This window comes from Streptomyces sp. NBC_01306 (genome assembly GCF_026340465.1).
Classification (GTDB): domain Bacteria; phylum Actinomycetota; class Actinomycetes; order Streptomycetales; family Streptomycetaceae; genus Streptomyces.
The window spans coordinates 5391209-5410698 of record NZ_JAPEPC010000001.1 but is presented as its reverse complement, the minus strand read 5'-3'; the positions used below and the strand labels follow the sequence as shown (position 1 = coordinate 5410698).

The following is a 19490-nucleotide window of genomic DNA, read 5'->3' as shown; positions in this document are numbered from 1 at the left end:
CCCTTCTGCTCCGTACACGATACGGCACCGGCCCGGCGGCCCGCCCGCCCAGCTGCCACCTGGCCGACCGTGGCCACTCGCACCACACCCCACACCCCACGCGAATATGTCGAGCAGCGCACCGGACGCAGCGGCGCACCCGACACCACACCCCACGCTCCCCCGCCCCAGCTTCCTCAGCAGTCACACATCCCGGACAAAAGCCACGAACGGCTGACACGGCGGCCAAAAGTGCGACAACCTGCACCGGAACCGCCGCACGCCGCCTCGCCGCGCGGATTTCACAGGCGAGGCCGGACCGGACATCAGCATCCGGCGAGGCCGCGACCAGCGGAAGTACCCCGAGCGCGGCCCCGAGGACGGCGCGGACGAGGGCGGCGCGGGCCAACCGTACGGCTGTGCGGGAAATCTGCCGGAGCGTCAAACATCGGCAACCCCCTTGATGTGACGTGCTCATGTCGCCAGGCTGTTACCCGGCGCCCACCCCACGGCAATCCGGCGCCACCACGATGGCCGAGCCGGATCGGCAAAGCCCCTCCACCCCACGGGAGTTCGCATGTCAGGTGTCTCAGGTATCTCCAGTATCTACGCGCGTCGAATAGCGGTACTCACCGCGACCGCCGGTATCACCCTCGCCGGTCTCATCACCGCCCCCTCCGCCCAGGCCGCCCTGCCCACCCCGGTGAGCGCGGCCACCGCACGGACCTACCTCAGCTCCCTCACCGTCGCGGCTGAAGGGTCGTCCGACGGCTACAGCCGGGACAAGTTCCCGCACTGGATCACCCAGTCCGGCGCCTGCGACACCCGCGAGGTCGTGCTCAAGCGCGACGGCACGAACGTCGTCCAGAGCTCCACCTGCGCCGCCACCAGCGGCAGTTGGTACTCCGAGTACGACGGCGCGACCTGGACCGCGTCGTCCGACGTGGACATCGACCACATGGTCCCGCTCGCCGAGGCCTGGCGTTCGGGCGCCAGCAGCTGGACCACCGCACAGCGGCAGGCGTACGCCAACGACCTGACCCGGCCGCAGCTCATCGCGGTGACCGACAACGTCAACCAGTCCAAGGGCGACAAGGACCCGGCCAAGTGGCTGCCTCCGCGCGCCGCCTACAAGTGCACCTATGTCCGGGCCTGGGTGGAGGTGAAGCACTACTACAAGCTCACGGTCGACTCGGCGGAGAAGACGGCACTCCAAGGGGTGCTGAACGGCTGCTGAGCGCCCACCGGGCAGCCACTGAATGCCTGTTGAACGCCTGGTGAGCGGCTGCTGAGCGGATTCCGGCAGGAGCCCGGTCCTGAACCCGTCCCTGACTCTTCGTCGCTCCGTACGGCACGGGGCACGAAGCGGGACGGGTTCAGGACCGGGCAGGGGCCGGGTGGGGACCGGAGCGCCTGACGAAATGTTGAACTTGCAAGTTCTAGTCAGGCATACCTAATCTAGGGCTGCTCCGGTCCCCCACCGAAGGAGTTCGACCGTCATGCCTTCAGCGATATCCACGGCAGTGTCCTCACTCGGCCGGCAGGCCGATCTGGCCCGCCCGTACGCCCTGGCTCTCTTCCGCGCCGTGGTCGGCCTCCTCTTCGCCTGCCACGGCGCGGCTTCTCTCTTCGGTGTGCTCGGCGGCGCGCCGGGCGGCGGCACCGTGTCGGCGGGCAGTTGGCCCGACGGATACGCCGCCGTCATCGAACTCGTCGGCGGCGTACTGGTGCTGGCCGGACTGCTGACGCGCCCGGCCGCGTTCGTCGCGTCGGGTGCGATGGCCTTCGCGTACTTCCATGTGCACCAGCCCCACGCCCTGTGGCCGATCCAGAACGGCGGCGAGCCCTCCGTGATGTTCTGCTGGGCCTTCCTGCTGCTCGTGTTCACCGGCCCCGGCGCGCTGGCGCTGGACTCCGCGCTCATCACCCGTCGGCGCGTCACCGAGCCGGCCGCCCCGGTGCCGGCCTGACGCGCACGCCCCGCCCCGTCTCTCAGGTGGCGGGGCCTTACGTGGCGGGGCCGGCCGACGGCCCGAACGGCACCGTGAAGCACGCGACGGGGTCCGCCGCGCCGCCTCGCGCCCCGTCGATGACCACCGATCCGGCGCCGCCGGGCCGGAAGTTCCAGCCGCGCCGCGCGGTCACCGTGGCCGCGCCCTGCGCGTCCGTCGTGAAATCCAGCCGTACCTCGTCGTCGGCGCCCGGCGTCCGGCTGCCCGTGCCGCGCCGATAGCTCGGGCCCGCCGCGCCGGGGGTGCTGCCGCACGGCCTGGTGTGCACCCGCATACCGAACGCGTGCCCGGGCTTCAGCCCCGCCAGCCGCGCCGTCACTCGGGTGCCCGAGGGGTCCGTGTACTGCTCGACCTCGATACGGGAGGCCGCGGGCACCCGCTTCATGTCGTACGTCACGGCGGACGACGGGAGGAACGCGGTGGGCGGCGCGAACCGGGCGTGAACGCGCTGCCAGTACACGCCCGCGGGCGTTCTGGTCTCGGCCGCGGGCGCGCTCCCCCCGGGCGCGTGACGCGCCGGAGCGCTCCCCGCCGCTGCGCTCCCCGCGGGAGCCGCCCCGCCGCCCGTCAGCATCGCCAGCGCCGCCGCTCCGGCCAGTACACCTGCCACGACCATCGTCCGCTCCCTGCACTCGTTTGCTCACTTGCCTGTTCACCGCTGCTTCGCAGCCGTACGGCCCCAGCCTGGTCGCAGCGCGGCCAAACCCCCGCACAGGAGCAGCCGTACGGGTGAACGGGACCTTTCGAACATCACCGGCCCCGGCGGATGGGCGCGGAACCTCCCCGCGTACGCTGTATGGCTGTACAGCCGCACCTGCCGCTCCCCTGCGACACCGCGGCGCTTTCACGAACGGGGAGTCCGGTGCTGGAGAGTCTGCGGTCGTTGACCGACAGTCCATGGATCTATGCCGTGGTCGCGCTCTCCGTCGTCCTCGACGTCTTCGTACCGCTGCTCCCCAGCGGAGTCCTGGTGATCACGGCAGCCACCGGCGCCGCAGCCGGTTCGACCACGGTGGCCGGCGAAGTCCCGCACAACGTCCCGGACTTGCTGGTCCTCACCGCCTGCGCCGCCGCGGCCTCGATCGTGGGCGATCTGATCGCGTACCGGCTGGCCTGGCGCGGCGGCGAACGCCTCGACCGGGCCATCGCACGCTCCCGGCGCCTGACCCGTGCGCAGGAACGGCTCGGCACGGCGCTGGCGCGGGGCGGCGGTCTGCTTGTCGTGATAGCGCGCTTCGCACCGGCGGGCCGCTCGATCGTCTCGCTGGGCGCGGGCGCCGCGCACCGCAGGGCGAAGGAGTTCCTGCCCTGGTCGGCCCTGGCCGGCGTGGCCTGGGCGGGTTACAGCGTGGGGCTCGGGTACTTCGGCGGCCAGTGGCTGGGCACGAGCTGGCTGGGCACGGCGGTCTCGCTCTTCGCACTGTTCGGCGCGGGCTCGGTGGCCGCACTGCTGATACGGCGTCCCGCGCCGGTGGCCGCACCGGTCTCGTAACCCCGGCCCGCCGCCGGCCTCACCTCTGGGGCTGCGCATCCCCCTTCGGTGTTCCTGACCCGCTCCCTCGGACCTCCAGGTCGGCGAGCAGTGTCTGCGTCGCGCGGGCGATCTCGTCGACGGCCCGGTCGAACACCGCGCGGTTGTGCGCGGCGGGGGCCCGGAAGCCGGAGACCTTCCGTACGTACTGAAGCGCTGCGGCCCTGATGTCCTCCTCGGTCGCTTCCCCGGGGAGGACGGGCGGACGGAGAGTCTTGATACTGCGGCACATACTTCCAGTCTGACGCGGACCGGCTGTCCCGGGCACGGATCCGGCGATCCGGTTGCCGCACGTTCGCGTGGCGCGAACCTGAACCGAACCTGACCCGGAGTACGCCAGGACCGGCCGGATGCGCCGGGGCCGGGGTGTCAGGCGGTCTCCGGCTCCCGTTCGGGGGTGATGCGCGGGATCTCGTAGCTGCCGTCCAGGACGGACTGCTCCGGCGTGTAGAGGCGGAGCATCGGCCGGAAGTCGCCTTCCGGCGCGGGGAGCCAGTTGGCCGCCTCCGCCGGATCGGTGGGCCGGTCCTTCTGGATGCGCAGCGTGAGCGACCCGTCGTCGTCGTACACCAGACCCGGCGTGCGGTCGCCGATGGAGTAGCGGTCCGCGGGGTTGGCCACCAGGTAGTAGTCCGGTGAGTCGTACATGGTCACGGACCAGAACGACTGCACAGGCGGCGGGCTGTCGAAGCGCAGGGTGTACTTCCTGGAACCGTTGAGCCAGTGGCCGTCCGCGTCCTCGGAGGTGTGCGCGTACACCGCTTCGTAGCCGTGGTTGCCCCACAGACCGACCCGCGCGGCGACCGCCCTGGTCAGATAGGACGACGTCCGGTCCTCGATGCGCCACTCCGGGGAATCGTGGGTCCCCACCCCGAACCAGTCGAGGTTGTAGTCGAAGAGGTGCGGGTTCATCTCCCAGGCACCGGGGGCCCGGGCGCCGTCCGCCCCTGTTCGGCTCGCCCTCTCGACCCGCGCCGCTCCGCGCTTCAGCCCTTCGGTGAGCGCGTGCAGGAGCTCGGGGGCGGGGTGGATGTACGGGGACGGCCCCTCCTCCAGCAGCTGGAGCGGCTGGAAGCGGTCCTGGTAGGCGCAGTCGTCGGCCGACGGCGGGAAGGCCGCCATCCAGACCCGCAGCTTCTCGAAGAAGTGCAGCGGTTCCGGCACATCGGGGTCGGTCGCCGGCAGCCAGGTGTGGTGCATGAACTCTTCGAGGACCTTGAGCGTGAGCCGCTTCTGCAGTCCGTGCACACGCGGCAGGTCGGCGGGGCCTTCGCAGGCGAAGCGTCCGGCGATCGAGACGACCGTGGTCGGCGCGTCGATCACCCCGGTCATCCCCTCGGGGGTTTCACCGGCCCAACCGGGCGGCACGATCAGCCACTTGGTCTCGCCCGTGCCGGTGGCACGGCGGCCCACGTAGGCGAAGTTGTTGGTCCACGCGTCGATGAACTGCAGCACGTAGTACGCCCCGAGCGTGTCGGGTACGTGCAGCAGCAGCGGACCGCCGGAGAGGTCGAGCTGCGCGATCGAGTACACCGTGTCGTTGTTCACGGACACGAAGTGCGCGTCGGGGGTGGCGAGCCGCGAGGAGTGCGCGAACTCGTTGAAGGATGCGGACGGCAGCGAACCGAACCCCTCGTGGAGGGCGGCCTGGACCATCGACAGGTCGAAGACCAGCGGATACCCGTAGATGTACGCCTCGGTCGCCAGCTCCGTGAGATCGGAGGGGGCGGGGGGTGTGGCGGGTCCGGGGGATCCGGAGGGTGCGGCGTTCTCGGCCGGGTCACCGGGACCGGCGGGAGCTGGGTGGGCCCCCTGATCCGGGCGGTCGGAGCGGTCCGCGTGATCGGGGCGGTCTGCGGGATCAGGGCGGTCGGGGCGGTCGGGGCGGTCTGCCTGATCGGAGCGGTCGGCTTGGTCGGTCACTTCGGACTCCTCTCGGCCGCGCACAGGCGCGCGGGAGCGCGGAGGCGGCTGCGGGAACCCTCGGATTCACGCGCCCGCCACAGTCCGGTGAGGTGTTTCCGGCCCTGGTGGACCCGATGCCGCTGCCCTCCCGGTGACAGCTCCGAGCCTCCGCGAGCGCCCGACGCGCAACCAGCGGAGCGCGGCCATCCGGGTGAAGCTGAGGGCGGGGGCTGGGGGACGCCGCTGGGGCGGGGATGGGGGCGAGGGCTGAGGCCGGGGACCCCCGGATCTCCGGGCCGTACCGGCCCCGACGAGACCTGACCCGACCGGACCCGACCGGCCCCGACGAGACCTGACCCGACCGGACCCGACCGGCCCCGACCGGCCCCGACGAGACCTGACCCGACCGGCCCCGCCCGGCTACGGCTCCGCCGTCACGCGGGGCTGCCTCCTGCCCAGCAGATCGCCCAGGCCCTGCCGGGTCCCGGCGACGACGACCCGGTCCTCGGGGCGCAGGACGTAGCTCTGCGGCAGGTTCCAGACCAGCTCGGCCTTGCGGTCCTCCCCGTACGAGGAGCGGTGCGCGGACAGATCGGCGCGGCGCTCGTCCGGGTCCGCGAGATCGAGCGCGAGGATCCGCCAGGCGCCCTCCCGGAAGACCTCGCCGAGGGTACGGCCCTCCAGCAGGGGGTGGCCCGCGACATCCACCGCGGCGAACAGCAGCACCCGGCGCTCGACCGGCATGGCACCGAGGATCTGGCGCCCCATCATCGCCGCGGCGAAGGCGGGTGCGGCCAGCGTGGAGACGCTCCGGCTCCGGGTGACGGCTTGCGGGTGGGCCGCACGCAGCGTACGGAAGACGGCGGAGGCGAACGCGTCGTCGAAGAGCCGCATCGCCACCCGGAGGTCGGGCTTCACCGTGCGGGCGTAGAGCGCCGCCTCCAGGTTGGTGATGTCGGCGCTGGTGAGCGCGAGCAGCGCGCGGGCCCGTTCGATCTTGGCGGCCTCCAGCACGCCCTCCGTGGTCACATCGCCGATCACGATCGGCACCCGCAGCCGCCGCGCCAGCGCGACCCCGCGCGCCTCCGGGTCGGCCTCCACGCACACGACGGGGATGTCCAGCTCCCGCAGCCGGGCCAGCACCCGCGAGCCGACCTTGCCGAGCCCGAGCAGGACGACGTGCCCGGAGAGCCCGCGCGGCGGGCGGCGCAGCGTGGCGGCGGTGCGGAACGTCCCGAGCCCTTCCAGTACGGCCGCGACCAGCACCGGCAGCAGGAGCAGTCCGGTCAGCCCGGACAGCATCTGGAGCACCTGGCGGCTGGCGGGCTCGCCGATCGCGGGGTCGTCGATGGCGAAGATGTCGAGAATCGTCAGGTACGCGGCGTGCATCGGCGACATATTCGTGGTCAGCCAGGAGGCGACGGCCAGGCCGAACACCGAGGCGAAGATCCCGAAGAGGGACCAGCGCAGCCGGCGCGAGAACACCTGCGCGAGCGGCGCGCCGCGGCCGGCCAGCCTGCTCGGCGAGAGGTCGGGGCCCTGATAGGAGACCGCCTCCAGGACGACCGTTCCGCGCCCGGACGCCGCGCGGACGGACGCCTCGTCGGGGAGGAGCTGGGGTCCAGCGTCGCCGCTGCTGTCCGAACCGTCGGCTCCTCCCGGGTCGCCGGTGGTCGACGAGAGCAGTGCGAGGGTGCACAGGCCGGGGTCGGTGGCCGGGCCGTACCGGACGGCCGGCGGCCGCTCCACGGCACGCAGCAGCAGTCCGTCGGCCTGGACGACCTTGCTCGTACCGGCCACGGCGGTCGCTGCGAGGGCGGGGGCCGCGGTGTCGGCGTCCGACAGCACGGTCGTGGACGCGTCGACCTCGTCCCGGTCCATGTCCGGCGCGCTGACGGCTGCCGCCTGGTCGAGCAGTTCTTCCAGATGCTGGCCGAGCTTGCGGTTGTAGAGCCGGATCACCAGCCGCAGCCGGGGGTTGAGCCGCCGGGCGGCGAGCGCGCCCCGGATGTTCGCCTCGTCGTCCTGGTGGACGAGCGCCAGCGCGGACGCCTCTGCCACCCCGGCGCGCAGCAGCACCTCGTCGTCCAGATCCGGCGCTTCGAGCAGCCGGTCGGCCACCGCGTCACGGTCGCCGGGCTGCGGGCCCGCGACGACGCGCGACATCCGCCCGAAGAGCGCAGAGGCCCGGCCGACCGGGGTGAGTTGGGTGTGCGCCGGGACACCCGCCGCTCCGGCCGGCGGTACGACGAGGGTCACCGTCTCCCGGTACACACCGCGCAGCTCGGCGGCGAGCCGGTGGGCCAGACCGTCGTCACCACACACGATCATGTGGCCCTCGGGGGAGCTCTGTTGGCTCTGATTCGGGAGTGAGTACACGTCAACAGAGACTGCCCCATGGGGGTGTTCGGTTTCACACGCGGGTTCGGGAAGGGACCAGACCCCGAGGTTGCCCCGGCGTTCGGCCGGTCCGTACAGCAAGCCTCGATTCCATAACGTCGCAGCGACTCCGATGCTTCGCAAGAGAAACCTTTGCATAGGCTAAACATCTAAGGTGGCACCCGGAAACGCGCCCTGGGACGCGTCCAGGAACGCGTCTGCGTGCTCTCACGTGCTCTCACGTGCAACGGAACCGCACAGATGTCCGTCTGACAGTCATGGAGGGCTGAGGAGCAGACACCACCGCCCGCGAATCGCCCGCCACACCACCGGAGAGCCCTGTGCCAGAGGAGAAGAGGCCGGAGGAGAAGAGTCCCGCGTTCGCCTCGCTGTCCGTCCAGTCGCTGTCGGTCCTGCCGTTCGCGGTGATGGCCGTGGTCGCGGGGGTGGACATCTCAGCGGGTTCGAGCGTCGGATTCCTGCCGCTGATCTCGCTCGGACCGGCGTTCGCCGGGCTGATCGGCGGCTGGCGGCGCACGGCCGCCATCGGGGTGCTGGCGCTCGTGCTCTGCTACGCGCTCGCCTGGCACGACGGGGCGTTCCACGCCAGGCGCGGATACACCGCGATGTCGTCGGTGCTCGGCGTGACCATCGCCGGGGTGGCGGCCGCGGTCATGCGCCAGCGCCGCGAGGCGGAGCTGGCCAGCGTGCGCTCCATCGCCGAGGTCGCCCAGCGGGTGCTGCTGCGCCCGGTGCCGCACCGAGCGGGCCATCTGCGCGCCGCGGTCTCGTACACATCGGCTGTGGCGGAGGCGCACATCGGCGGGGATCTGTACGAGGTGGTCGCCGCCCCGGACGGGGTGCGGGTGATCGTCGGGGACGTACAGGGCAAGGGGCTGGAGGCCGTCGAGACCGCGGCCGTGGTCCTCGGCGCCTTCCGGGAGGCCGCGCACGACGAGCCGGACCTGGCGGGGGTCGGAGCCCGCGTCGAACGGTCCGTAGACCGGGCGCTCCAGGGCGAGAAGTTCGTGACGGCGCTGATCGCGGAGATCAGCCCGGACCGGGGCGCGCTGTTCCTCAACTACGGGCATCCGCCACCCCTCCTCGTACGGGCGGACGGCTCGGCGCACTTCCCCGAACCTGCGGAGTACGCGCTCCCGCTGGGCCTCGGCGTCCACGGGACCGAAGGGCCACAGCCGTTCCGGGTCGCTTTCGGCCCCGGCGACCAGCTGCTCCTCTACACCGACGGGGTGACCGAAGCCCGGGACCGCGACGGAACCTTCTACCCCCTCGGCAAGCGGCATCAGCTCCTGAGAGACGATGATCCCGAGCGTGCGCTGGAGTGCCTGCGCAAGGACCTGGTACAGCACACGGCGGGACCGCTCCAGGACGACGCGGCGATGCTGCTGCTCCGGTACCGGGACGACGGCGCCGTCAGCAGCACCCGGGACACCCCGCGGTAGCAGCGCCGGAGCGACGAAACCTACCCTGACCTGCCTTTCTTTACTGCACCTTGATTGCTATTGCGAGGTGCTTGCAGTTGGCTGTCTACGGCTTATCGAACCGGAAGGCAGCACCATGAGCACCACGACCACCTCTCCACCCCCGACTCCGACGCGACGCCGACGTCTGCAGATGTCGATGACGCGCCAGGAGTGGACCCGGCTGGGTGGCATGGGCGCGTTCATCGTGGCGCTGCACGTCGTCGGGTGGCTCACGCTGGTGACGATCGTGGCCCCCGAGCACTACAGCCTCGGTACGAAGTCGTTCGGCATCGGGATCGGTGTCACCGCGTACACCCTGGGTATGCGGCACGCCTTCGACGCGGACCACATCGCGGCGATCGACAACACCACCCGCAAGCTGATGAACGAGAAGCAGCGCCCCCTGTCGGTGGGCTTCTGGTTCTCGCTCGGGCACTCAAGCGTCGTGTTCGTCCTGGCGTTCCTGCTGTCCCTGGGCGTGAAGGCCCTCGCGGGCCCGGTGCGCGACGACAACTCCCAGCTGCACAACGTCACCAGCCTGATCGGCACGACCGTCTCCGGGTTCTTCCTCTATCTGATCGCGGGCATCAACGTCCTCATCCTGGTGGGGATCTGGAAGGTCTTCCGGAAGATGCGCTCGGGCGACTTCGACGAGGCCGCGCTGGAGGAGCACCTCAACAATCGGGGCCTGATGAACCGGCTTCTGGGGCGTGTGATGAAGTCGATCACCAAGCCCTGGCAGATGTACCCGCTCGGCCTGCTCTTCGGCCTCGGCTTCGACACCGCCACGGAGATCGCCCTGCTCGTCCTGGCGGGCTCCGGCGCCGCCTCCGGGCTGCCCTGGTACGCGATCCTCTGCCTGCCGGTGCTGTTCGCAGCCGGCATGTGCCTGTTGGACACCATCGACGGCTCGTTCATGAACTTCGCGTACGGCTGGGCGTTCTCGAAGCCCGTGCGCAAGGTCTACTACAACCTCACGATCACCGGCCTCTCGGTGGCGGTGGCGTTCATCATCGGCACGGTCGAACTGCTCGGCCTGCTCACCCAGAAGCTCGGCCTGCACGGCGCCTTCTGGGACTGGGTCGGCGGGCTGGATCTGAACATCGTCGGCTTCGTGATCGTCGGACTGTTCTTCGTGACCTGGCTGGTGGCGATGGCGATATGGAAGTTCGGCCGCATCGAGGAGAAGTGGACAGCGGGCCTCAGCCCGGCAGGCCCGGGCCGGAACGGGATGGACGAGGAAGCCGAGTAGACCGGCACGCCGGGCCGTCCCTGGAGCTCCGGGTCGAAGGCCCTTACGCCGTCCTCGGGGCTCCACACGGTGGCGAGGGTGACTGGTTCGCGCGCACCGGACGCACGGGCGTGCCCAGCGCGACGGGTTCGGCGCAGGGCCCACCGGTGCGGAATTACGTCCGGAGCCCCCGGCTCGGACCGACCCCGCCCCCGCAGGCGGCCGACGAGGTCAGCTCTTCTGCGCCGCGGCCATGCCCTTCAGCATGTCGTCGGTGTTCATCACCGGCTGGATCTCGATCTCCGCGCCGAGCCCCTGGAAGAGCGGCTCCGCGATGGAGGGCAGCAGTGAGCTGTCCTGCATGTCGAAGACAAAGGTGCAGGCCCGTCCGCCCTTGATGGGTCCGAAGTAGGCCGCCTCCGGCTTGAGCCGTTCCGTCATCGACTGCATGATCTTCTGCAGCGTGCCGTTCTTGACGGCTTCGTTCGTGATCTGGGTGTCCATACGCGCCCTCAACATGACCCTCACAGCACCGCTCCTCCCGTCCACCGTGGCCGGCGCGGTCCCGTCCGCACTCCCTGTGACTCGGTGACGTCGGGCTCAGCCTTGCTCCGGGCAATCGGGGCAGCAACATCTCAGCCACCATCCGTGGATGGCAGAAACGCAAGGCGCTCAATGCCGGAGGCCCCCAGCCATGATCGGCTGGGGGCCTCTGCACTGGTGGGCGCGGACGGTTTCGAACCGCCGACATCTGCTTTGTAAGACGAGACGGGTTGCTCTGGCTCACTCCGGGTCACTCCAGCCGCCCCCATTGAGCTGGGGGTGATCCGGTCTCCCATTCCAGCTCGCTCCAGCTGATCCGAGACGCTCCGGGAAGTCCGCTCACGCAATCGTCTCAGCGCATTTGGTGCCTGAACAGGTGCTTTACCGCTGTCCCGCGCCCTCCCGCACAGAGCAATGACCTACCCAGGGATATGAAAGAGCCCCGGCCAGTGGCCGGGGCTCGATGCTCAGTCCTGCGTGGCGTCCGGGCCGGGCGGGGCGATGAACACCCGCGCGGGCCGGGGCTCCAGGTCTCGCGAGTCAGGCGTCTGCGTGGCTTCCCACGCTGCCACCAGCTCCGCGTACCGGGGGTCGGTCCATTCCATGTGGCCTCCCTTCTCCCCGCAGAGTACTGATCAGCCCTTCGGCTTGGGCTGCACAACGATCGTGCAGTCCGGTGAGTGCTGGCACTTCGCCGCGACGGACACCAGCAGCTCATCAGTAGGCGGGCTCCAGAGTTCCGAGTCCGCCGTGTACCCGAGGCCGGCAATGGCCTCGCGGGTGCGCTCCAGGATGCGGGAGTCGTAGTTCGTCGGGTCGTACCCCGGGTAGTGATGGACGTATGCGCCGCCGAGGGATGCGCACAGGTCTGCGTACAGGGCGGTGTGCAGAACCAGGGCGTGCCATCCCTCATCCACGATCCGCGATGGCGCCAGGCCGACGCCGGGGCGCCGGGAGCACACGGCTACGAACTTCAGGGCCTCTTCGAGGATGCGCCCGGCCATGTCCTGAGACATGTCGGGGTTGGCGTCCAGGATGGTCTGGCGACAGCTGGTGAACTGTGCGTCAGTGATGAGCGCGCGGGCAATGACGGGGATCGGGGTCGGATCGGGGCCGGGGGCCGGCGGTACGCTCACGGTGATCTCCTCTGGTGTGTCCGGTGGGGGATTGCCCCGCCCTGGCCGGTGGCTCCGCCAAGAGATCTGGCCGGGGCGGGAGTTCATTGGCAGTAGCGGCGCACCGGCGGGACGCGGATCGGGCACACGACGTGCAGGCGCATCGCCGCGACCACGCCGATACCGCCGCTGATCTCGTACTCCTGTGACGGCTCGCCGGGCAGGACCGGCCGGTCGCAGATCACGAGATCGCTTCGTTCTTCGCGTCGCGCCACACGTGCTGCAGTTTGGTGGCCGTCGCACAGTTCACGCCGATGCGGCACGAGCCGGGGCAGTTCTGGGAGTGGTCGAGGAACTCCCGGTAGGCGGTGTCCGCGCGTGCCGCCTTCGGGTCGATCACGGGCTGCATACGGCCGGGGCCCGACCCCGTATCGATCCACTGCCGTGAGGCCGACCGGGCTTCCAGGTCGCTCATGAGTCCTCCCCTCGGTACGCCGCGCCGCTGGGTCGCCCAAGACGCCGAAGGCCAGGGCTGCCATCGCTGCTTACGACGCTAGGAGTGCCCGTGCGTGCGCACCAGCGATGTGCAGATGTGTGCGGACCATTCCCCTGACTTGGTATATGGCCACTTCGCCCCCTTGACGAGATATCTCGCGGGCGGGACGGTGTTGCACACAACTGCACACGCCGATCCGGGAGCCTGACATGTCATTACAGTTCATCGGAATCGACCCCAACACGGGTGATAAGCAGAGCCCGACGGTCTGGGTGGACAGCAGCGCCGAGGAGTTCGTATTCCAAGGGTGGAAACCGGGGCCCGAGTTGGAAGCCAAGTGCGCTGCCACGGAGGTGCCCGGGCACGCGGTCGGTATCCCCGAGGGTGAGGCTGTCGTGCGCGTTCCGTTCAGGATGGCCCAAATGATCAGGGAGGCTTGCGATGCCGCCGAGCGTGCCCACGTTCGATGAGCTGATCCAGGGCTGCAAGCGTTCCGCTGTCCACCTGGAGATGCGGGACTCATACGCCGTGGACTACGAGGAGGGGCCGTTCGCCGACTGGCGTGCGGGGTTCCGTCACGATCCCGCTGACAGGGCTTCCTGGTGGCGCCCGTGGCTCGACCTGATGGCCGAGACAGTTGAGCGCGGGGTGGCCGTGCGCCGGGCTCGTATCGTTTCCGAACCGGTCAGTGAGTACATCCGGTACGAGCACTCCGGGGCCTTCACCAACGTCGCCGCCGGAGAGCAAGTGCGCTGGCTGCCCCGACGGCAGGCATCCGACATCGCCCTCCCTGGCAATGACTTCTGGCTCTTCGATGACCAGTGGGTCCACTGGAATCACTTTGCCGGGGACGGGTCGTCGCTGGGCGAGGAGATCACCGACGAGCCGGCCGTGGCGAAGTTGTGCGCGTCCGCGTTCGAAACGGTCTGGTCCCGAGCGATCCCACACGACCAGTACAAGATCCGCTAGCAGGAAGCACGGACAGGCCAGCTCATGCCCATATCCCCGTCCTCGTCCGCTCAGGCGGCCCGCGAAACCGTCGCAGGGCGTCTGCGCGACATCCGCAAAAGCGCCGGGCTTACGGTCACCGAGCTGGCCGACCGATGCGGCTGGCACCACGCAAAGACATCCCGAGTCGAGAACGCCCGTACCGCGCCCTCGGCCAAGGACATACACCTGTGGTGTGGCGCCTGCGATGCCGTCGACCAGGCGGCCGGGCTCATCGCGCAGTCCCTCAATGCGGAGTCGATGTACTCCGAGTGGCGCCACCAGGTCCGCAGCGGGCTCAAGCAGCTGCAAGACAGTTGGGTCCACTTCTTCCACGAGACACAACTCTTCAGGGTCTACTCAGCCACCCTCATCCCTGGCCTGCTCCAGGCGGAGGGCTACGCGTCCGCGCTGCTCAGTCTGATCGCGGACTTCCGCGAGATCCCCGACGACGGTGAGGCAGCCGCCACGGCACGCGTGGAGCGATCAAAGGTCATCCACGAACCGGGGCACAGATTCGTGCTCCTGGTCGAGGAGGCGGCCCTGTACTACCAACTGGGCGAAGCCGAGGCGATGGCGGCCCAGCTCGGGCAGCTACTCACGGCGGGTGCCCTGCCAGCAGTCTCCCTCGGCATTATCCCTGCGGCTACGCCCAGACGGTCGCACTGGCCGCTTGAGACGTTCCACGTCTACGACGACACATTCGTGTCCGTCGAGCTGCTGTCAGCACAGGTGAATCTCACCCAGCCAAGCGAAGTCGCCTTGTACCTGAAGGCGTTCGAAGAACTGCGGGGGATGGCTGTGTATGGCGCGGCCGCGCGGTCTCTCATCGTGAAGGCCATCGAAGCCCTGCACTGACCAGGCTTTTCCTGCGTTCACCGAAAAAGGAACGGGCGGCCGATTGAGCCCATGAACCTCTACCGGTCGTTCACCCTCGTTGCGAAGTCCGCCGGGCTCCGGGTGCTGAAGAGGCGGGCGCCAGAAAATGGAGACCACACCCGGTGATGTCAGAACTGGATGCCGAAGACCCCCGGCCATGATCGGCTGGGGGTCTTCGGTACTGGTGGGCGCGGGCAGTTTCGAACTGCCGACATCTGCTTTGTAAGAGCAGCGCTCTACCCCTGAGCTACGCACCCGTGGATGAAGCAACAGGGTACATGGCCCCGGGCCCCCGTTCGCAAACCTGTTGCAGGAGCCAAAGAACGCCCCCGGGCAGAAGCCCCGGAGCGGCCCACCAGCCCGTACGACCGGGGGATAACCCCACCCCCGGTCCGGTGGGCCGCTGGATCGTGTGGGGATGGGGGCGGTCCGTACCGTTGGGGCTCTTCGGCAGGTTCGGTTCGATCTGGGGGAATGATCTACGTGGCACTCCGTCCTCGTACGCTTGTCGCGGCCGGAGGGGCCGTTCTTGTCGCCGTCGCCCTCACCGGGTGCGGCTCGGATCCCTCGGACGCGCCTGCCGAGCACAAGGCTTTCGCGTTCAGCGGGAAGACGCTGACCATCGACACCAACAACTCCACCATCGACCTGGTACCCGCCGATGTGAAGTCCGTGCAGGTCACCCGGCACGTCGACGGGTGGGTCTTCCTGGGCAACGGGCCCGACGCCTCCTGGTCCATGCGGGACGGCACGCTCAGTCTGAAGGTGAAGTGCAGCGCCCTCGTCAGCAGCTGTGCGTCGCGGCACCAGATCAAGGTGCCGCGCGGGGTCTCCGTGATCCTCAAGGACAACAACGGGTCCGTGACCGCCGCCGGTTTCGACACCTCGCTGAAGCTCCGCTCGAACAACGGCAAGGTCACCGTCCGGGACTCCAGCGGAGCCCTCGACCTGAGCAGCGACAACGGGGCCATCAACGCCGACGGCGTCTCGTCCAGGCAGGTCACAGCGGACTCCAGCAACGGTGCGGTACGGCTGTCGCTCACCGCGGTTCCCGACCGGGTGGAGAGCTTCAGCAACAACGGGGCGGTCGAGATCACACTGCCCAAGAAGCCGGGGCTGGCGTACAAGGTCGAGACCCGGAGCAGCAACGGGAGCACCCAGGTCGGGGTGCCCACGGACGACGCCAGCCGCCACTCCATCGCTGCGCGCAGCGACAACGGAAGGATCGTTGTTCGAAGCGCGAACTGACCGGCCCGTGTGTTCGTCCCTACCTGGTGGGAGAATGGCCAGGGCAGGGCGGACCAGCACGGGAGAGGGATGTGACGGCAAGACACGGGCAGCCGTATGCGCGATCGAGTGCCGTCCGGGATGTCCTGACGCTGATGGCCCTCCCGGTGCCGTTGCTCGCCGGTCTGGCCGGTGCCTTCGCAGGTGGGGGCACGCGGCGCTGGTTCGGCGGGCGGGGTGAGAGCCAGCGGGCCGACGCGCAGGCCGCGAAGGACGCCGCGGCCGCGGCTTTCTACGACCTCGACACCGCTCAGCGCGATCTGCGGATCTCGATCGAGACGATCTCCGCTGTGGACAACTCGCCGGAGGCCCGTAAGGCCCTCTCCGATTTCGCCTCGCTGGGGCAGCGGATCGACGAGGTCAGCACTTCGTACATCACCGCGGTCGACGCCCATGACCTGGACCGGGACGGTCTGGAGGGCTCCGCCCTGTCCCAGGCGCGTACGGAGCTGACCCGGGCCAAGGACGATCTCGTACGCGTGAAGGGCGAGCTCGACCGGTTCGGGCAGGGGCTGGGGCCGCTGCTCGGCAAGGCCGAGACGCAGCTCGCCCGGCTCGCGCCCGCCGTGGAGCGGGCGCGGCAGGCGCTCCTCTCCGCGAGCAATGCTCTCGACGCGGTACGGGAATCCGGGCTGAAGGCCGACGACCTCGCCACCCGTCTCGCGCAGCTCGGGCCCGAGCTGACAAAGCTCAACCAGGGCGCCGGCCAGCACGGTGTGCAGGGCACGCTGGACCGCGCGGACAAGGTGATGCGTGACGCCGAAGCCGTACGGGCCGAGGCCGCCCGGCTGCCGGAGCGGGCCTCCGAGATCGACCGCCGCCTGGTGTCGCTCCGTACCCGCGCCCAGGCCCTCACCACCCGGGCCGGTACGGTCGCCCCGGTCCTCAGCGAGCTGCGTCGGCGCTTCACCGCGCCGTGCTGGCAGGACCTCCAGCATGTGCCCGAGCAGGCCGCCGTGTCCGTGCGGCAGGCGGAGGAGAAGCTCAAGGAAGCGACCCGGGCGCGCGAGGAGCAGCGCTGGCCCGACGCGACGTCCCTGCTCACGACGGTCAGGTCGCTGCTCAACAGCACCGACGAGGCGGTCTCGGCTGCCGGTGCGCGGCTCGAACGGCTCAACGCTGTGGCGAAGGATCCGCAGCAGGAGATCGAGCGGACCAGGTTCACGATCCGGGACGCCCAGCGGCTGGCGATGGCGGGCCGGAACACCCCCGACCCCCGGCACGCCCGTCCGCTGGACCAGGCAGTGGAGCGGCTGGACCGGGCAGTCGCGGGGCTGGAGGGCCGGCACCCCGACTACTGGCACTTCCTCACGGAGACCGAGGAAGTACGGAAGACCGCCACGCGCGTGGTCGAGCAGATCCGCGAGGAACGCGGCACCGGTCACTGAGCCGCTGGGACCGGATTGACCGGGTTGAACTGGTCGAACCCGCCGAACCCGTCGAACTGGACGGATTGAACTGGATTGACCCGGGCTGCGGTGGATTGAGACGGTCGGAGCTTGGGCCCGTTGTCAGGGCTCGTGGGCCTGTGCACACCGAGCCGTCGGCAGGGCTCGCGGTGCCTTTGCACACCGGCACCGAATCACCAGAGCACAGGAAGAAACGGGAAGAGAACAGCATGGACCGCACGGACTTCACCGCGACTCTCCGAAATGAGCGGCTGGTCGCCATCGTCCGCGGCTCGGACCCCGAGGCGTCCTTCAGGTCGGTCATGACGCTCGTCGAGAGCGGGATACCCCTGGTCGAGGTGTCGCTCAGCGGCACGGACGCGCTCGGGGTCATACGCCGGGCGCGGGCCGCACTCGGGGACGGCGCATGGCTGGGCGCGGGCACCGTGCTCACCGCCGACGACGCCCGGCGGGCCGCGGACGCCGGGGCCGGTCTCATCGTGACGCCGGGGCTCGGTGCGGGCGTGGACGAGTCGGTACGGCTGGGGCTTCCCGTACTGTCCGGAGTCGTCACCCCCACCGAGGTCATCGCCGGTGTCGCGGCCGGCGCCACCGCGCTGAAGCTCTTCCCCGCCTCGGTGGGCGGCCCCGCCTATCTGAAGGCGCTGCGGGCCCCCTTCCCGGATGTTCCGTTCGTACCGGTGGGCGGGGTGGACGCGGCGGCCGCCGCGGAGTACCTCGCGCTGGGTGCGGTCGCCGTGGGCGTCGGGTCGCCCCTGATCGGGGACGCGGCGGACGGCGGGGACCAGGACGCGCTGCGGAAGCGGGCCGCCGCGTTCCTGAACGTCGTGGAGACAGCGCGGGCCACCGGCGCAGCGGCCACGGCGGTCCGGTCATGAGCGTGTTCACCTTCGGCGAGACGATGGTCGCCCTGCGCGGCGACGGGCAGCTGAAGCTGGGCGGCACCATGGCCGTCTCGGTCGCCGGTGCCGAGTCGAACGTGGCCATCGGCCTGGCCCGGCTGGGGCACCCCGTGCACTGGGTGGGCGCGGTCGGCGCCGACGAGGCCGGTGAACTGGTGCTGCGGACGCTGCGCGCCGAGGGGGTCGGCGTCACGGGTACCACGCGGGACGGGGCCGCGCCCACCGGGCTGCTCCTCTTCGAGCCGCGGCTGCCCGGCGTGACCCGGGTGCACTACTACCGCGCGGGGTCGGCCGGTTCGAGGATCGCGGCCGACGACGTGGAGCGGGCCTTCGCCGCGTTCCTGGAAGCCGGAGCGGGAGCTGGGACAGCCACGAGCGGGGATGCCCACACCGGCACCGGCACCGGCACTGGCACTGGCACTGGCACCCGCACGGACAGCGCCGCCCGCGTGCTGCATCTGACGGGCATCACCCCCGCCCTCTCCCCCACAGCCCGCTCCGCCGCCGAGCGCGCCATGGAACTGGCCGCCGAGCACGACGTGTTGATCAGCCTCGACGTCAACTTCCGCTCCCGGCTGTGGAGTACGGATGAGGCGTCGGCGGTGATGCGGGACTGGGCGCCGCGCGCCGACGTACTGATCGCATCCGACGACGAGTTGCCGCTCTGCCTGCCCGCGGGCTCCCCGGATGATCCCGCCCGGCAGGCGGAAGCGCTGCTGGAGGCCGGGGCGGGCGAGGTCGTGGTCAAGCTCGGTGCGGCGGGCGCCACGGCGTACACCTTGCAGGGCGAACTGCACGCACCTTCCCGTACGGTGCCGGTCGTGGACCCGGTCGGTGCGGGCGACGCGTTCGTCGCCGGGTATCTCTCGGCGCTGCTCGACGGCTCGGACACGGCGGGGCGGCTGGACCGTGCGGTGACCACGGGAGCGTTCGCGGTGGCCACGGCCGGCGACTGGGAGGGCGCTCCGACCCGCACCGAGCTGGGCCTCCTCGGAGCTGCGCCGGGAACAGTGGTGCGCTGAGGTGGTGCGCAGCGGCCCCCCGCACCTCTAATCTGGGCCTCATGCCCCGTTACGAGTACCGCTGCCGCTCCTGCGGCGACACATTCGAGATCAGCCGTCCGATGGCCGAGTCATCGGCGCCCGCCACCTGCCCCGAGGGCCATGAGGACACGGTCAAGCTGCTGTCCGCGGTCGCCGTCGGCGGGTCCGCCGCCGGGGCTCCGTCCGGCGGGAGCGGCGGAGGCGCCGGGGGCGGGTGCTGCGGCGGAGGCTGCTGCGGGTAAGTCACAGCCGGGGCGCGCCGCGCTGTCTCGGCTCAGCGCCCCTGCGCGACGCGGGTGAGCTCCCGC

Annotated in this window: 22 protein-coding genes and 1 tRNA gene; 13 read left to right on the top strand and 10 right to left on the bottom strand. The window is 70.4% G+C overall.

What is annotated here, in order from left to right:
- Positions 1-574 precede the first annotated feature (574 nt).
- Both OG385_RS23865 and OG385_RS23860 read left to right on the top strand, forming a co-directional pair.
- A complete protein-coding gene (locus OG385_RS23865; RefSeq protein WP_266861112.1) occupies positions 575-1216 on the top strand; it encodes an HNH endonuclease family protein in 642 nt (213 codons plus the stop codon).
- Between the two features lie 262 nt (positions 1217-1478).
- Positions 1479-1949, top strand: coding sequence for a DoxX family protein (locus OG385_RS23860; RefSeq protein WP_266857485.1), 471 nt, complete (start codon positions 1479-1481; stop codon positions 1947-1949).
- Positions 1950-1986: 37 nt separating this feature from the next.
- Here the strand turns inward: OG385_RS23860 and OG385_RS23855 are convergent, their stop codons facing one another.
- The gene (locus OG385_RS23855; RefSeq protein ID WP_266857484.1) at positions 1987-2607 is read right to left on the bottom strand and encodes a superoxide dismutase family protein; all 621 of its coding nucleotides are present in this window, start codon (positions 2605-2607) and stop codon (positions 1987-1989) included.
- Positions 2608-2853: 246 nt separating this feature from the next.
- On the opposite strand from OG385_RS23855, the gene OG385_RS23850 reads away from it, so the two are divergent.
- Entirely contained in the window at positions 2854-3483 is a 630-nt protein-coding gene (locus OG385_RS23850; protein WP_266857482.1) for a DedA family protein, read from the top strand.
- Positions 3484-3502: 19 nt separating this feature from the next.
- Here the strand turns inward: OG385_RS23850 and OG385_RS23845 are convergent, their stop codons facing one another.
- The 3 genes from OG385_RS23845 to OG385_RS23835 all read right to left on the bottom strand — a co-directional run bounded on the left by OG385_RS23845 (position 3503) and on the right by OG385_RS23835 (position 7758).
- On the bottom strand, positions 3503-3754 hold the full coding sequence (locus OG385_RS23845) for a DUF2277 domain-containing protein (protein WP_266857480.1): 252 nt from the start codon (positions 3752-3754) through the stop codon (positions 3503-3505).
- A 137-nt stretch (positions 3755-3891) separates the two neighbouring features.
- Positions 3892-5445, bottom strand: coding sequence for a DUF1254 domain-containing protein (locus OG385_RS23840; RefSeq protein ID WP_323183837.1), 1554 nt, complete (start codon positions 5443-5445; stop codon positions 3892-3894).
- A 402-nt stretch (positions 5446-5847) separates the two neighbouring features.
- The gene (locus OG385_RS23835; protein ID WP_266857478.1) at positions 5848-7758 is read right to left on the bottom strand and encodes an NAD(P)-binding protein; all 1911 of its coding nucleotides are present in this window, start codon (positions 7756-7758) and stop codon (positions 5848-5850) included.
- 476 nt (positions 7759-8234) lie between these two features.
- On the opposite strand from OG385_RS23835, the gene OG385_RS23830 reads away from it, so the two are divergent.
- Both OG385_RS23830 and OG385_RS23825 read left to right on the top strand, forming a co-directional pair.
- Positions 8235-9269, top strand: a complete 1035-nt coding sequence (locus tag OG385_RS23830) for a PP2C family protein-serine/threonine phosphatase (RefSeq protein WP_266861108.1) — start codon at positions 8235-8237, stop codon at positions 9267-9269.
- 115 nt (positions 9270-9384) lie between these two features.
- Complete coding sequence (locus OG385_RS23825) at positions 9385-10542, top strand: HoxN/HupN/NixA family nickel/cobalt transporter (protein WP_266857476.1); 1158 nt, start codon at positions 9385-9387, stop codon at positions 10540-10542.
- 210 nt (positions 10543-10752) lie between these two features.
- Here OG385_RS23825 and OG385_RS23820 read toward each other — a convergent pair whose 3' ends face one another.
- The 5 genes from OG385_RS23820 to OG385_RS23800 form a co-directional block, all read right to left on the bottom strand.
- Positions 10753-11025 carry a DUF3303 family protein gene (locus tag OG385_RS23820; RefSeq protein ID WP_266857474.1) on the bottom strand — a complete coding sequence of 91 codons (273 nt, stop codon included), beginning with the start codon at positions 11023-11025 and terminating at the stop codon, positions 10753-10755.
- A 506-nt stretch (positions 11026-11531) separates the two neighbouring features.
- A complete protein-coding gene (locus tag OG385_RS23815) occupies positions 11532-11669 on the bottom strand; it encodes a hypothetical protein (protein ID WP_266857473.1) in 138 nt (45 codons plus the stop codon).
- A 30-nt stretch (positions 11670-11699) separates the two neighbouring features.
- Complete coding sequence (locus OG385_RS23810; protein ID WP_266857471.1) at positions 11700-12200, bottom strand: hypothetical protein; 501 nt, start codon at positions 12198-12200, stop codon at positions 11700-11702.
- A gap of 83 nt (positions 12201-12283) precedes the next feature.
- Positions 12284-12424: a hypothetical protein gene (locus tag OG385_RS23805; protein ID WP_266857470.1), complete on the bottom strand. Its 141-nt coding sequence runs from the start codon at positions 12422-12424 to the stop codon at positions 12284-12286.
- Positions 12421-12654, bottom strand: coding sequence for a hypothetical protein (locus OG385_RS23800; RefSeq protein ID WP_266857469.1), 234 nt, complete (start codon positions 12652-12654; stop codon positions 12421-12423). Before OG385_RS23800 ends, OG385_RS23805 begins: the two co-directional genes overlap by 4 nt.
- A 230-nt stretch (positions 12655-12884) precedes the next feature.
- Here OG385_RS23800 and OG385_RS23795 point away from each other — a divergent pair, with 230 nt between their 5' ends.
- Genes OG385_RS23795 through OG385_RS23785 form a run of 3 tightly spaced genes read left to right on the top strand, consistent with a single transcriptional unit; the run spans position 12885 to position 14520 of the window.
- Entirely contained in the window at positions 12885-13145 is a 261-nt protein-coding gene (locus tag OG385_RS23795) for a hypothetical protein (protein ID WP_266857468.1), read from the top strand.
- Positions 13117-13644, top strand: a complete 528-nt coding sequence (locus tag OG385_RS23790) for a DUF6879 family protein (protein WP_266857466.1) — start codon at positions 13117-13119, stop codon at positions 13642-13644. Before OG385_RS23795 ends, OG385_RS23790 begins: the two co-directional genes overlap by 29 nt.
- Positions 13645-13668: 24 nt before the next feature.
- Complete coding sequence (locus OG385_RS23785; RefSeq protein ID WP_266857464.1) at positions 13669-14520, top strand: helix-turn-helix transcriptional regulator; 852 nt, start codon at positions 13669-13671, stop codon at positions 14518-14520.
- 203 nt (positions 14521-14723) lie between these two features.
- Here OG385_RS23785 and OG385_RS23780 read toward each other — a convergent pair.
- Positions 14724-14798, bottom strand: a tRNA-Val gene (locus tag OG385_RS23780).
- 217 nt (positions 14799-15015) lie between these two features.
- Between OG385_RS23780 and OG385_RS23775 the strand changes: the two genes are divergently transcribed.
- The 5 genes from OG385_RS23775 to OG385_RS23755 all read left to right on the top strand — a co-directional run bounded on the left by OG385_RS23775 (position 15016) and on the right by OG385_RS23755 (position 19424).
- A complete protein-coding gene (locus OG385_RS23775; protein ID WP_266857462.1) occupies positions 15016-15789 on the top strand; it encodes a DUF4097 family beta strand repeat-containing protein in 774 nt (257 codons plus the stop codon).
- Between the two features lie 71 nt (positions 15790-15860).
- Positions 15861-17216, top strand: coding sequence for a hypothetical protein (locus OG385_RS23770; protein ID WP_266857460.1), 1356 nt, complete (start codon positions 15861-15863; stop codon positions 17214-17216).
- Positions 17217-17446: 230 nt separating this feature from the next.
- Positions 17447-18115 (top strand): bifunctional 4-hydroxy-2-oxoglutarate aldolase/2-dehydro-3-deoxy-phosphogluconate aldolase, encoded by a 669-nt coding sequence (locus OG385_RS23765; protein ID WP_266857458.1) that lies wholly within the window; start codon positions 17447-17449, stop codon positions 18113-18115.
- Positions 18112-19161 (top strand): sugar kinase, encoded by a 1050-nt coding sequence (locus OG385_RS23760; RefSeq protein WP_266857457.1) that lies wholly within the window; start codon positions 18112-18114, stop codon positions 19159-19161. Before OG385_RS23765 ends, OG385_RS23760 begins: the two co-directional genes overlap by 4 nt.
- Positions 19162-19202: 41 nt before the next feature.
- Positions 19203-19424, top strand: a complete 222-nt coding sequence (locus OG385_RS23755) for a zinc ribbon domain-containing protein (RefSeq protein ID WP_266857455.1) — start codon at positions 19203-19205, stop codon at positions 19422-19424.
- The last annotated feature ends 66 nt before the right edge of the window (positions 19425-19490 follow it).